Below are 12,849 nucleotides of genomic sequence, written 5' to 3'. Positions count from 1 at the left end.
TACCAAAGAATCAGCTCTTTTCTCTCTTCCTTATTCTTCTACTAACTCTGATTGTACATACGCATAAACAAGCGCCTCCGTATGCGCAATCGATGTCTCATGTGTACGCTCATAAGCGTGAGACGCATCAATACCGGGACCAATAAGTCCATGTTTTACATCTGCTCCGGCGCGAATTGCTGCTGATGCATCAGATCCGTAGAATGGATAAATGTCCACTTTATATTCAATATTGTTTGCTTTCGCAAGTTCTACTAAATGTTTGCGCATTGCATAGTGATATGGACCGCTCGAGTCTTTCGCACAGATTGATACTGTGTATTCATCTGATGCTTGACCATCGCCAAGTGCTCCCATGTCAACTGCCAAGTATTCTACTGTTTCTTCTGGAATATTGGAGTTACCGCCATAACCGATTTCTTCATTATTAGAAATTAAGAAATGCGTTGTGTATGGTAGTTTCACATTTTCGTCTTGTAATCTTTTAATTAATTGCAGTAAGATTGCTACACTTGCTTTGTCATCTAAGTGACGAGATTTAATGTAGCCGCTGTCTGTCATTTGAACGCGCGGGTCAAATGATACGAAATCTCCTACTTCGATGCCAAGTTCACGTACTTCTTCTGGTGAAGATACGCGCTCGTCGATACGAATTTCCATGTTTTGTTCGTCACGTTTTGCTTCTCCAGCATTTTTGTACACGTGTACGGACGTTTGATGGATTAAAATTGTACCAGTATACGTTTTACCGCTCGCTGTTTCGATTTCGCAATACTCTCCTTCTACCGCATTCCAGCGAAATCCGCCAATCATTGATAATCGCAGGCGTCCGTCCGCTTTAATTTCTTTTACCATTGCGCCTAGTGTATCAACATGAGCAGTAAGTAGACGTTGTCTCTTATCGTCTTTCCCTTTTACCGTTATAATAAGGCCGCCTTTATTGTTGCGCTTCATTTCTACATTCCACTCTTTTACATAGTCCTCAATAAAACGAATAATTGTGTTCGTATTTCCGGATGGACTTGGGATTGAAACGAGTTGTTTAATAAGCTCCATTGTGTCTTTTACGTTATGTACCATATGTTTTTCCCCTCTCTTTTATCTTTCCAATTTTCAGTATAATAGAAAAACAATGAAATAGAAATAAAGTGAAATTTCCTTCCTGTAATCTTTATTTCATTAAAACACCGTTTAATTGAACAAGAAGATATCCCCATACTATCGTTATGATTTAGTTGTCATAATAATGGAACGTGGATAGAATCCCAATTTCTGATAAAACGATACAGCTTCATTCCCATACACTACTGTTAATTCAATTTCGTATATTTGTTTTTCTTTAAACCATTCCATTGCACTATTCATTAATTTCAAACCCAATCCGTTTCTTCGATATTCTTCATCAACAAATAGGACCTCAATCTTCCCGCTTACTTTTTTACTATATGCTATACAAAATCCTAATATATTGTCTGTTTCTGACTCAATCAATAATTCAATCCTGTACTCTCCATACTTTGAATTTTTTTTATATTCTTCAATACGTTCCTCAAATGTAATTCTTGGATAATCACCAGAAAAAAATTTTGATTTACTGTTATGGTATTCATGCAATTTATCTAATGGGTTTCTTATTATCTCTATTTCATCGAGAGTTATCTGTTTATTAATAATCCCCATACTTCAACCTCTCCGATAATATATATTTATTCAAAAATATATATAACGTAATTATTTATTAAGATTCGTTCAATAAGAAAAAATCTTGCATGAAAACAAGATTTAATCAAACTTTATTTAAAAGCTACATCCATCAGTGGTTTTTTTTATACTTCACCTATCTTCTTCGGATTCCTCGCAATCTACTGCCCGCGAATAGCGGGATAAAAGGTACCGCATGTACTGCGATGCCCTTTACTCCTCACTCACTTCTACTAAATACACACCTTTTTCAAATCCGCCGCGCTCCGCTTCTTTCTCTTTACGAATGTGCTCAATATCTTCTAACGTTACACCTTCTGCTTGCGCCAATGCTTTAATCACTTCTAATGCATCGGCTAAAGAATCTAATGCATGCTCACGTTCTTGCATAGATGCAAATTCACGCATTTCTTCAATGCCAATTTTCGATAGTTCTTCTATGTACTCTTGTTTACTTAATTTTTTCGATGTATATGTTTTACCAGACATTAAAATCATTTCTGGTACACGGTCGCGGACGATTTTATTATAAGCTGACATGAGAACACCTCCAAATACAAATTAAAAAACTCTTTCTTTTTAGCATCTGGCCACGCATAGAAGCGGTCAGGGCCTGTTTCTGCCACATGCAAAGTTTAAAACAAAAGACGAAAGCAAGTAGCAGCTATGTATAATAGCGACGAAAAATAAACTGGATTTATATGCTTAAAAGCACCCTAACTCTGCATAATATAAAAACCACCGTTTTCTTACACAAGCTGACGACATATCAATGCTAGATGAAATGTGACGTATTTCTGGAAAATGATACCTTTCATATTCCTTCTCTGGCACATCGTAAAAAGCGCGGAGGTGATCTGGGACAACGCCATCATATGGATCTCTCATTCTCTCAATCTTACCTTGCATAGCTGCCTTTGGATTGCCAGATAAAAACATCTCAGTTCGAATGGCTGCAGTCGGTGTGCGGTGTAACAATATGTATATGAGTAGCCATACCCCGATAATACTCATAATTATTCTTTTTTGTTTGCGACTCATCCATATCTCCTTCTATCATTCGAAAAAAAAGTGCTAACACCATTATACAAAAAATGTGTTAACACTTTCTATTTTTGTAAAACTTTTATTCCCCTTTAAACACCGGAGGACGCTTCTCTAAAAACGCAGTAATTCCTTCTCTATGGTCCGCCGTTTTTCTCATTGCATATTGACCGCGTTTTTCAAGCTGAAGTGTTTGTTCTAACGAAGGGCGGTTTAATTCAGCTAAAATTTGCTTCGTTTGAATCATAGAGGCGATTGGTTTTTGCAGCCATTCGCTAATTTTTTGTTTCACTGCATCTTGGAAATTCTCACCGATTACTTCATCAATCATGCCTATTTCAAGCGCTTCGCTCGCTGGTAATTTCTTTCCTTCCCAAATGATCTCTTTTGCCATATGCTCGCCAAGACGTTTTTGCAAGAAGAAATGGCCGCCGCCATCTGGAATTAAAGCGATTCCAATAAAATTCATCGCAATAATGGATGAAATATCAGCCATTACGTAATCAGCTGTTAAGGCAATGCTAAGTCCAAGCCCTGCTGTCGGACCATGAATTGCACTAATTACAAGCTTTGGCATTGTATACAGCGTTACAATAATTTCTGAAATAGTATTCATAATGCCATCAAACGCACTTTCATCTCCGCTTGCTAACATCGATTTAATATCGCCGCCCGCCGAAAAGCCACGGCCGTTTCCGCATAGCACAACGACATGAACAGAACTTTCAGCTACTTCTTTTAACTTTTGTAGTAGTTCTTTTAACGTTTGCTCATCTAATGCATTTAACACTTCTGGACGATTTAGCATAATCGTCGCAACTCGCCCTTCATATTGTACAACTACTGATTCCGCCTTACTAGAAACTGTCATAAACTCTCTCTCCTTCTATAATCTGTTATCCTTATATAATTATAGAAAGGGCTTTCAAAAACCTTCTTTTTTCTTAATTTTCTGTCGAATTTACACAAAAAACATTTTTACATTCCATTTATTTACCAAAATAGTATATTGTAAAAAATAACACACATTCATTTCTTCGATTATGAAAAGGGACAAAATGAGTACCAAATGGATACAAAAGGAACATCATTTCACGTATTTCTTTCTATTATTCATCGCACTGCAACCTGTCCTAGATTTATTAACATCACTGTCAATTCAAATGTTACATATGGATGCAACATTAAGTATTATCGTACGTTTTAGCGTGATGCTTCTTGCGATGATCTATCTATTTATTTATCAGAAAAATAAAAAGTCTCTCGCATATATTTGCCTACTAGGTGTTATCATAACAGCCGGACATGTATTTACCGCACCAGCTGTCAGCATTTTCTTTGTTGCCTTGCTCGCTTATCTGATTGTGGACTTACAAGCAGAGTGATATAATGAACCATCACATTATTAATTACAATTACGGAGGACCTATGCTAACTTTTGAAGAAAAATTAACGATTATTGAATCATTTCCTGAGCTAGAAAGAAAAACTGTCTCTCTAGGACGAATTAATTTTCATTATGAAGAAAGTCGCCTAGATAAAAAGAACGTTGTATATCATTTACACCCGAATGGAAATGGGTTTGTCTATGCCGGGCATCTAAAAGGCTACAAAACAAACGATAAAGGAATGGTGAACATCCGCGATTTTTCAGCGGAAGAACTTCGCTCCTTACTTGAAAAATCAATTGCTGCCCTGTCACAAGAACCAGTAGAAGAAGTTGCTATTACGGAGAATTTTCAAGAAGAAGAGTGGGTAAATGAGGACAAGCATATCTTAACTCTTATTAAAGAAGATGAAGATATGTGGAACGTTTATGCTGGGATACAGTTAGATGGTACATTTAACTCTTACAAAGAAGCAGCACAATACCTTGATGAAGAAGGATTTACTCGCAAATAGTAAGGAGGTGATCAAAACGATCACCTCCTTCTTTTATCCTAACAGCGCAAGGAGCTCACTCAGTTCCTCCTCAGTCAAATCGCGCCACTGTCCTGTCTCTATTCCGTCTATTGTTATGTTCATAATCCGAATGCGCTCTAACCTCGTAACGGTATAGCCAAATGCTCGGCACATCCGGCGAATTTGCCGGTTCATCCCTTGCGTCAAAATAATGCGGAATACACAATCACTAATCCGATATATATCACACGGATTTGTTTGTCCATCGCGAATTGTGACGCCGCCGGCCATTCCTTTTAAGAAGGCATCATCAAATGGCTTATCGACTGTGACAATGTATTCTTTCTCGTGACCATATTCAGAGCGCATCATTTTATTTACGATATCGCCGTCATTTGTCATTAAAATTAATCCTTGTGATGCTTTATCTAAGCGGCCCACTGGAAAAATGCGTTCTGGATAATTAACAAAATCGATAATATTTCCTTCGATATGCTTCGCCGCTGTACAAGTAATCCCTACCGGTTTATTTAATGCAATATAAATAGGATGCGTCTTCTTCGGAATTGGCTTCCCATCAACAAGTACAATATCGTCTGGCTCTACTTCTTGTCCAGGCTCACAAATTTCACCGTTCACAGTAATTCGCTGCATAGCAATAAGACGATTCGCTTCTCTTCTTGAATAATAACCTGTTTCGCTGATGAATTTATTAATCCTCATGTAAAATCCCTTTCCTTATTCGCGCTTTTCCCATTCTATCATGAACGGATTACGGAAAACACATACAACATTATAATGAACAGGTTCAGATTTGATGTGGATTTGAAATCAAATCCGATAATTTATAAAAAAAGATTGATAATTAATATTAAAATTATGTATTTCCATTAAGAAAAAGCTTCTTTTTTATGTATTATTCAATCGCAGCGATAAACTTTTGATATTAACTGTTTTATGATATTGAACTACCCCCACCTACCGTTTCACGCTTGAGGTAGGGATCTTCTCGCCAGATATGATAAAGTTAAAAACTCTAGTCATTCCGGGCCATTTAATGGAGTAAAAACGATGTTGAATTAAATTTTCTGTGGTGAAGAATCCATAAAGAAATCTTATCAGATATTTTGATGAAGATTTACCATTGACTATTTCCATAAAATACCTCAATATGATAATGAGTGAGTCATTCACTCATTCAAAAAAAAGGAAGAGGGCATGTTCAAATGAACCAAACAAATATCCTACGGGAAATCGTTTTGAGGAAGCGTAATCAGAGCAAGAATACCAAAGAACTTCAAATCAGCACAGCAAACAGCATAGTAGAAGGCTGTTACGTTAAAATTGGCGGTATCGATCAGTGGATCACGATTCGTGGCGAAAATCGGAACAACCCCGTTTTGTTATTGATTCATGGCGGTCCGGCTTCGACCTATTCCATCTTCAGTCCGCTTTTGCGTTCATGGGAGAAGCACTTTATTATCGTTCAGTGGGATCAACGCGGGGCAGGAAAGACTTTTGGAAAGAACGGTAAAGACGGCAGCGGAACCATCACTTTCGACCGTCTCGCGCAGGATGGGATAGAGGTAGCAGAATACTTGTGTGATAAACTTGGTCATCGAAAAGTAATTCTTATCGGAAGCTCTGTGGGCAGCCTAATTGGTATCATGATGGCAAAACTTCGACCGGATCTTTTTTATGCCTATGTTGGCACAGATCAGAATGCCTCTGATCCACAAAAACAAAATCTTTTATACGAGTTAACAGTCAACACTCTTCGTACAGCAGGTGATACGAAAGGTGTTCAATTGCTTGAAAAAATGGGATCGGATATATCCCATTGGAGTCGTAAAGACTACGACATGATAAATCGATTGAGAGTTAAAGCTATAAAGGATGTTCCCAATATGATTACAGACCTGTTTTTGCCCTCAATGCTCTCATCCCCGGAACACAAAATTAAAGATATGATAGATATCTTTAAAGGTATGAGTTTTTCCCTTGACCAGCTATTTAATGAATTAATGGCCTTTGACTTAAAAAAACTCGGACTGCGGTTTGAAGTGCCAATCTTTATCTTTCAAGGAGATAAAGACATTTTAACACCTACTGAACTGGCTAAAGTATATTACGACGAGATTGAAGCCCCCTACAAAGAATTTGTTCTAATCAAGAACGCTGGCCATCTCGCTTGTTTTGCTCGTGCCGATCAGTTCCTTGAGGAGTTGATAGAGAGAGTACGTCCTCTGGCACCCGCGTCTATCTCTTCATTGTAGAAACAATAATTTTACCAGTTTGATGGTACAATGAATATAACATTTTTCAAAGATACGGAGGTTGGAACGATTGTCTCCATTAAACAGACAGCAGCTTAATCAAATTCGTGACGAACGCAGGGAGGAGATAAAGCAAGCCGCACTTAAAGTGTTTGCCCGCCGAGGGTACACAGGAACAAAAATGAGCTTGATTGCTAAGGAAGCAAGTATTAGCGAAGGACTAATTTACCGCTATTTCAATTCTAAAAAAGAATTGTTCAGCACACTTATAGAAGAATTGATGGAAGAAGCGAGAAGGGAACTCGAGCATGTTCAACACTTGCCTGGAACACCCTTTGAGCAAATCAAAAACTTAACTGAAAACATGCTTGATGAAAATAATAAATACGCCTTTATGCTCATTGAACGGGCTCGTAAGGATGATGATGTCCCAGAAAATGTCACCCGGATTTTTGAGCATCTTCCTACGAATGGTCTAATCGATCTGCTCGTTCCAGTCTTTATTAAAGGACAACAATCTAGTGAATTTTCTCCAGGAGAACCACGAAAGCTGCTTACCTGGTATTTTACCATCGTCATCAGTCTTCTCACTCAGGAACAGGGGGATGAAGAGTATGGGTTGCCAGATGTGGAAGTGTTAATGCGTATTTTGGCAAAATAATTTCTAGAGAAGCTTTTGATATCTGATTTTATACTTTATAAGGATAAACTGAAATTGGTAAAGAGAATTTTAAACTAGTAAATATTCACACCAAAGATTAAACAACTATATTTTAACCCCGTCCTTAATTTAGAACGGGGTTATGTTTGTTGAAGATTTTAAAGTTAAATAACTTCATTGTCATTTTACATATATTAATCTTTAAAAAAATTTAGTTTAGATTTTCTTGTCCTTGTATAAGTTTGATTAAAAATCAATGTTTTTATCAAACTTTATTAAAAAGCTAGATTTAAAGTATAAAATAGAAATTAACTTTAGTATTAAAAAATACTCAGAACTACTCTGAGCATTTCAATATTTCCCCATACACTTTCAACCTTGTAAGTTCCAATAATAGAACCAGAAAATAAACCAAAGCAACCAAAAGGCAGGAATTATATTTAACCATTTGATTACCTTGTATTTCCCTCTTCGATAAAATCTCCTTGCCAGTACTGCTGTTACTATGACTGTTAAGATAAAACAAGGATATGTATAGAAAAGGCACCACCTGTAAATATCCTTTTCTGAACCTGGTCCAGCAAAAATCGCCACCATCATAACACCTGGAATAAATCCTAGCACAATTAACAAGCCGTAAATCAGCTGCGTAGCATTCATTATATCTTTTACTCTTTTCTCCATCTTCCCACCTTCTATACCTTCTTGCATATCACAGCAATAGTGATCATGAGATCCTCAAAATAGCTTAATATAACTTAAAAGTAAAAATATTCAATTTAAACATATGTGTTTAGTGTAACAAGTTAACAAGAAAAAGCACAGCCACAAACATGTAACTGTGCTTTCACTCTATAATATTAGGATTGCTTCGCTTCCTTCAAAGCTTCACGCAACACAAACTTCTGTAATTTCCCACTCGCATTACGCGGCAGTTCTTTCGTAAATTCATAACGACGAGGACGTTTATAATCAGCTAATTCATCACTTTCCTTACAGTAACGCTCTAATTCTTCTTCTGTTAATGACTCATCTTTCTTCACCACTACCGCGATGACGCGCTCACCCCACAGTTCATCTGGTTCTCCAAGTACAGCCACATCTAAAACACCGTCATGGCTATGCAAGAAATCTTCAATTTCACGCGGATAAATGTTCACACCGCCGCTAATGACCATATCGTCAACACGGTCCGCCACATATAAATAGCCATCTTTATCGAAATAGCCAAGATCACCAGAATGATACCAACCTTTATACATGACTTTTTTTGTTGCTTCTTCGCGGTTATGGTATCCAGCCATCATACTTGGCCCGCGTACAATGATTTCGCCAACTTCGTAAGGTGCAAGGATATCGTCTGGTTCTGATGGTTCATCTTCATTTGACTTCACGATGCGCACTTCATGACTAAAGCAAGGTGTACCCGCTGATCCTGCTTTTGTAATTTGATCTTCTTCTACAAGAAAGGCAATAACAGGGCCAAATTCTGTCATTCCGTAAATTTGTACGAGATCGATATACAGACGTTCTTTACATTCTTTCACAAGCGCCGGCGCCATTGCTGCTCCGCCGTAAATTCCAATCTTCATCGATGTTAAATCATATTTTAAATCTTCTTGCAGCATCATATTCCACATTGTCGGTGCTGCAAAGAACGTTGTAATTTTTTCTTTTTGAATTGTTTCTAACACTGTTTTCGTATCAAAATGATGCAAAATCACATTTTTCCCGCCAACTTGAATGCGCGGCAAAATACCAGCGTTTAATTCGCCGCAGTGATATAGCGGAGCAACAACTAACCCAACGCTATCACGTGTATATTTTAAATAATATGTACAAATCATACTATGCTCAGCCATATCACGGTGGCGATGCAACACTCCTTTTGGATTCCCAGTCGTACCGCTCGTATAAAGCATGGAGCAGTAATCCATTTCATCAACTTCAATGTAGGCTAGTTCTGTCTTTGCCTCATTTACTTTTTTATGATAAGAAGCGGCATAAGACGGTGTGTCCTCTTCAATGTACCAAAATGAAGTATGCGGGAAGTCACGTTCAATTAAAGCAATTGTTGATTCAACTTCTTTTTCAAAAACAACAACTTTAGAAGAAGCGTCTTGCAATATGTAGGAAACTTCTTTCGCTTTTAGGCGGAAATTAATTGGGTTAAAGATTGCACCAATCTTCGTACAAGCGAGGTAAACAGTTACAAATTCATGTGAATTATATAAATAAACAGAAACGCGATCGCCTTTTCGTACTCCTTCTGCAAGAAGTGCGTTTGCAGTTTTATTTACCTCCCTATCCCACTGTTTATATGTAAAGCGAATGTTTTTTGCAGGTTCTACTAACGCTTCTTTCTGTGGATATTTTTGCACAGCTAAATCAAAAATTCTGCCAACAGTCATATACATACCGCATATTCCCCCTTTTGAATTTTCATAATTTTATGAATTCGTTCACAAATAGACATTTCCTGCTCATTTTTACTTCCTTTTTCTGATCATTCTCGACAACCTTTTACAAAAAAAAGAAACCGCCAAACTGGCAGTTTCTTATCCAAATAACTCTTGTAAAATTGTAAGTTTATCTTCTGTATACTTTATATAACCATCATTATATGATTTTGGATCTTTCGGGTTCGCAAAGTGCGTAATCGCCCCCGTCTTTGGGTGAACAAATTTACTTGATGCACCGCAACCAAGACCGATAATAGACTGCACTTCTTCCATAATCACAATGTTATAAATGCTTTCCTGACTTGGCATTGCATAGCCAACGTTCTCTAAGTTACCTAAAATATTCTTTTGACGATATAAATAATACGGTACGTAATTATGCTCTTCCGTCCATTTTTCCGCTTCGTGCATCATCGCTGTAATCTCTTCGCGGCCTGCTACTTTATATTTACGCTTATTTTGCGTCATTTCAGAAGCACGCTTAAAGGATAATGTATGCACCGTTAACGATTCTGGCATCAGCTTTTCTGTTTCTTCTAGTGTATGCTTAAAGATATCTAATCCTTCACCTGGAAGACCGATAATTAAATCCATATTAATATTATTCATACCCATTTCGCGAGCAAGGTGATACTTTTCAATCGTTTCTTCTACTGTATGATGACGTCCGATTGCTTTTAATGTTTCTTGATGGTACGACTGCGGATTAATACTAATGCGATCGATATTCCATTTATTTAACACATCTAGCTTCTCTGGCGTAATCGTATCTGGACGCCCTGCTTCTACCGTTACTTCACGAACTTGCTTTACATCCGGGAACGATTCATACATTTCCTCATACAGCATGTCCATTTCTTCAGCTGTAATACTTGTTGGCGTACCGCCGCCGTAGTAAATCGTCGTTACTTTCACGCCTTTTTCTTTTAAAAACTTACCGATTTCACGAACTTCATAATGTAAACCGCCTAAGAATGAATCCACAGACCCTTGGCGTCCATTAATCGCATACGCTGGGAATGTACAATATGCACATTTCGTTGGACAAAACGGAATCCCAATATAAATACTTACTTCTTCTTTTAAACGATATAAATCTGGAACAACAGCTAATTGACAATCCACAATACGCTGCATCAGCTCAATTTTTTCATCATGAATTAAATAGCTTTCACGCAGTTCATTATGCGCTGCTTCTTTTGTCATGCCGCTTTGCAGCATTTTATGAAGAAGCTTCGTTGGGCGCACACCCGTTAAGATGCCCCACTTTTGCTCCACGCCTGTTAACTGCTGAAGAACAGACAAATATACATAAGAGACAACATGCTTCACTTGTTTCATACGTTCCTTTTCTTCCGTAAAGGACGATAAATCCTTCGAAAATGTCTCTTCATACACGTTTCCTGTCGCGATTTCTGTTAAACGAGCAGAAGCCGTCACATTTCCTTCTATATTTATATCAACAATAATATTTGCATCTTCTTGTTCAAATGCTACCGTACTTTCTTCAAAAAATAAGCCGCTAATATTTTGAAGCGGACGTAAAAAACGATCATCTTGTAACGTTTTAATTGAAATTAACAACAATCATCACCTTTTCTATTTTCAAACTTCCTTTAGTTTACTTGAAGGGTGATAGGAGGTCAACAAGGAACTATTGGAGTGAAATAAACCCTCTTTTTTAGGGAGGCAAGAGCGTCTGGCCATGCATAGGAGCGGTCAGGGCCTTTTTTTGCCACGTACGGCGCAGGTTATTAGCAGCGACTTATATGTTCTTCTAAGATACATTTATGTCAAATATCGCAGAATGATCTTTATATTGTGTCGAAAGTTCGATATATTAGAAATCTCAGGCGAATGCCTGAGATTTCCGATTACCATCTCTTTATTTGCAAGTGATTGTTTAAAAACTTAATTGGAAACTGCTTTCGGAAATGTTCTTTAATCATATATTGTACGCCATTTTCATCATTTGATCGTGTAATCCAATCGGCAGCTTTTTTCAATTCAATCGGTGCATTGCCCATTGCTACTCCTAATCCAACGCTTTCAATAACATCTAAATCTTCGAAGCTATCTCCAATCGCTACCATTTCTTTTAGCTCAATACCGAGATGCTCACCTAATAATTGCAGCCCGCGTAATTTTGATACATGAGGCGGTACGATTTCGATTTGTACTTTCCCGCATTCTATAAAATGCACATTTTCAAATGATTTTTGTAAAGTCGTAAACGCACGCTGCTTTTCGCTTTGACTTGCAAATGTCACATCAATTTTCGGGGCAGCTACCGGTTGATCACGCAGTGCATCACCAAGCGAATCTACAAATTGAACTGGATAAAATAACGGATCCGAAGTGGATAAGACTGTTCGGGCAATTAAATTTGGTGTATGCTGCTGGCGATTACCAATCGAAAACCTTTCATGAGAAATGCGAACGTTACATTCAAAATGTTCGAGTACCTGCACAATATTAAATGTTGTTTCTTCTGATAATCGTTTTTGAATTAACGGTTTATCTAATGAAGATGAAATAAATGCACCTCCATGCGTCACCAATATCGAATCCAGTTTTAATGATTTCGCTACTTTGTGAGCAGATTGAAAATTTCGGTTTGTAAATAGCGTAACGTATACACCTTTTCTCTTTACAAATTCAATTGCTTCACGCGTTCCTTTTTGTAACTTTCCATTTGAAAGCAGCAATGTTCCATCTATATTAAGAGCTAACAAACGATAAATCATGATGTAGTACCTCCTTTTCTTAGCTGCACTGTTCTATCACTAATTTATGAAATGAT

General features: G+C 37.5%; 14 protein-coding genes. 4 read left to right on the top strand and 10 right to left on the bottom strand.

All coding sequences use genetic code 11. The features are described 5' to 3' along the window. Window positions 1–30: 30 nt before the first annotated feature. The 5 genes from ACIGHG_RS12660 to ACIGHG_RS12640 form a co-directional block, all read right to left on the bottom strand. Window positions 31–1,080 carry a M42 family metallopeptidase gene (locus ACIGHG_RS12660; RefSeq protein ID WP_396548715.1) on the bottom strand — a complete coding sequence of 350 codons (1,050 nt, stop codon included), beginning with the start codon at window positions 1,078–1,080 and terminating at the stop codon, window positions 31–33. A 144-nt stretch (window positions 1,081–1,224) separates the two neighbouring features. Next, a complete protein-coding gene (locus ACIGHG_RS12655; RefSeq protein WP_396548713.1) occupies window positions 1,225–1,680 on the bottom strand; it encodes a GNAT family N-acetyltransferase in 456 nt (151 codons plus the stop codon). A 234-nt stretch (window positions 1,681–1,914) separates the two neighbouring features. Further along, window positions 1,915–2,241: a nucleoside triphosphate pyrophosphohydrolase gene (locus ACIGHG_RS12650; protein ID WP_336473793.1), complete on the bottom strand. Its 327-nt coding sequence runs from the start codon at window positions 2,239–2,241 to the stop codon at window positions 1,915–1,917. Window positions 2,242–2,406: 165 nt separating this feature from the next. Next, window positions 2,407–2,742, bottom strand: coding sequence for a hypothetical protein (locus ACIGHG_RS12645; RefSeq protein WP_396548711.1), 336 nt, complete (start codon window positions 2,740–2,742; stop codon window positions 2,407–2,409). Between the two features lie 85 nt (window positions 2,743–2,827). Continuing rightward, a complete protein-coding gene (locus ACIGHG_RS12640) occupies window positions 2,828–3,616 on the bottom strand; it encodes an enoyl-CoA hydratase (protein WP_336473794.1) in 789 nt (262 codons plus the stop codon). A 187-nt stretch (window positions 3,617–3,803) separates the two neighbouring features. Here ACIGHG_RS12640 and ACIGHG_RS12635 point away from each other — a divergent pair, with 187 nt between their 5' ends. Continuing rightward, window positions 3,804–4,130 (top strand): O-antigen ligase family protein, encoded by a 327-nt coding sequence (locus tag ACIGHG_RS12635; RefSeq protein ID WP_396548709.1) that lies wholly within the window; start codon window positions 3,804–3,806, stop codon window positions 4,128–4,130. A 43-nt stretch (window positions 4,131–4,173) separates the two neighbouring features. After that, window positions 4,174–4,647 (top strand): hypothetical protein, encoded by a 474-nt coding sequence (locus ACIGHG_RS12630; protein ID WP_336473856.1) that lies wholly within the window; start codon window positions 4,174–4,176, stop codon window positions 4,645–4,647. 33 nt (window positions 4,648–4,680) lie between these two features. Here ACIGHG_RS12630 and ACIGHG_RS12625 read toward each other — a convergent pair whose 3' ends face one another. Next, the gene (locus ACIGHG_RS12625) at window positions 4,681–5,370 is read right to left on the bottom strand and encodes a pseudouridine synthase (RefSeq protein WP_396548707.1); all 690 of its coding nucleotides are present in this window, start codon (window positions 5,368–5,370) and stop codon (window positions 4,681–4,683) included. 503 nt (window positions 5,371–5,873) lie between these two features. Here ACIGHG_RS12625 and ACIGHG_RS12620 point away from each other — a divergent pair. Next, window positions 5,874–6,923 (top strand): alpha/beta fold hydrolase, encoded by a 1,050-nt coding sequence (locus ACIGHG_RS12620; protein WP_336473797.1) that lies wholly within the window; start codon window positions 5,874–5,876, stop codon window positions 6,921–6,923. 70 nt (window positions 6,924–6,993) lie between these two features. Further along, a complete protein-coding gene (locus tag ACIGHG_RS12615) occupies window positions 6,994–7,584 on the top strand; it encodes a TetR/AcrR family transcriptional regulator (protein WP_396548705.1) in 591 nt (196 codons plus the stop codon). A 372-nt stretch (window positions 7,585–7,956) separates the two neighbouring features. Here the strand turns inward: ACIGHG_RS12615 and ACIGHG_RS12610 are convergent, their stop codons facing one another. The 4 genes from ACIGHG_RS12610 to ACIGHG_RS12595 all read right to left on the bottom strand — a co-directional run bounded on the left by ACIGHG_RS12610 (window position 7,957) and on the right by ACIGHG_RS12595 (window position 12,793). Beyond that, the gene (locus ACIGHG_RS12610; protein ID WP_336473799.1) at window positions 7,957–8,268 is read right to left on the bottom strand and encodes a hypothetical protein; all 312 of its coding nucleotides are present in this window, start codon (window positions 8,266–8,268) and stop codon (window positions 7,957–7,959) included. Between the two features lie 176 nt (window positions 8,269–8,444). Continuing rightward, the gene (locus tag ACIGHG_RS12605; RefSeq protein ID WP_396548703.1) at window positions 8,445–10,001 is read right to left on the bottom strand and encodes a fatty acid--CoA ligase; all 1,557 of its coding nucleotides are present in this window, start codon (window positions 9,999–10,001) and stop codon (window positions 8,445–8,447) included. A gap of 141 nt (window positions 10,002–10,142) precedes the next feature. Further along, the gene (locus ACIGHG_RS12600) at window positions 10,143–11,633 is read right to left on the bottom strand and encodes a coproporphyrinogen III oxidase (protein WP_336473801.1); all 1,491 of its coding nucleotides are present in this window, start codon (window positions 11,631–11,633) and stop codon (window positions 10,143–10,145) included. A 287-nt stretch (window positions 11,634–11,920) separates the two neighbouring features. Continuing rightward, on the bottom strand, window positions 11,921–12,793 hold the full coding sequence (locus ACIGHG_RS12595; protein WP_090918461.1) for a Cof-type HAD-IIB family hydrolase: 873 nt from the start codon (window positions 12,791–12,793) through the stop codon (window positions 11,921–11,923). Window positions 12,794–12,849: the final 56 nt, after the last annotated feature.

Origin of the sequence: Bacillus sp. NPDC077411 (genome assembly GCF_044543425.1) — a bacterium.
In the GTDB taxonomy this organism is placed as follows: Bacteria; Bacillota; Bacilli; order Bacillales; family Bacillaceae_G; genus Bacillus_A; species Bacillus_A bruguierae.
This window is presented reverse-complemented; position numbering and strand designations above follow the sequence as displayed.

Bases quoted from the DNA above. Each gene is read 5' to 3' on its own strand.
- ACIGHG_RS12660 (WP_396548715.1), bottom strand. From the start codon at position 1,080: ATGGTACATAACGTAAAAGACACAATGGAGCTTATTAAACAACTCGTT.
- ACIGHG_RS12655 (WP_396548713.1), bottom strand. From the start codon at position 1,680: ATGGGGATTATTAATAAACAGATAACTCTCGATGAAATAGAGATAATA.
- ACIGHG_RS12650 (WP_336473793.1), bottom strand. From the start codon at position 2,241: ATGTCAGCTTATAATAAAATCGTCCGCGACCGTGTACCAGAAATGATT.
- ACIGHG_RS12645 (WP_396548711.1), bottom strand. From the start codon at position 2,742: ATGAGTCGCAAACAAAAAAGAATAATTATGAGTATTATCGGGGTATGG.
- ACIGHG_RS12640 (WP_336473794.1), bottom strand. From the start codon at position 3,616: ATGACAGTTTCTAGTAAGGCGGAATCAGTAGTTGTACAATATGAAGGG.
- ACIGHG_RS12635 (WP_396548709.1), top strand. From the start codon at position 3,804: ATGAGTACCAAATGGATACAAAAGGAACATCATTTCACGTATTTCTTT.
- ACIGHG_RS12630 (WP_336473856.1), top strand. From the start codon at position 4,174: ATGCTAACTTTTGAAGAAAAATTAACGATTATTGAATCATTTCCTGAG.
- ACIGHG_RS12625 (WP_396548707.1), bottom strand. From the start codon at position 5,370: ATGAGGATTAATAAATTCATCAGCGAAACAGGTTATTATTCAAGAAGA.
- ACIGHG_RS12620 (WP_336473797.1), top strand. From the start codon at position 5,874: ATGAACCAAACAAATATCCTACGGGAAATCGTTTTGAGGAAGCGTAAT.
- ACIGHG_RS12610 (WP_336473799.1), bottom strand. From the start codon at position 8,268: ATGGAGAAAAGAGTAAAAGATATAATGAATGCTACGCAGCTGATTTAC.
- ACIGHG_RS12605 (WP_396548703.1), bottom strand. From the start codon at position 10,001: ATGTATATGACTGTTGGCAGAATTTTTGATTTAGCTGTGCAAAAATAT.
- ACIGHG_RS12595 (WP_090918461.1), bottom strand. From the start codon at position 12,793: ATGATTTATCGTTTGTTAGCTCTTAATATAGATGGAACATTGCTGCTT.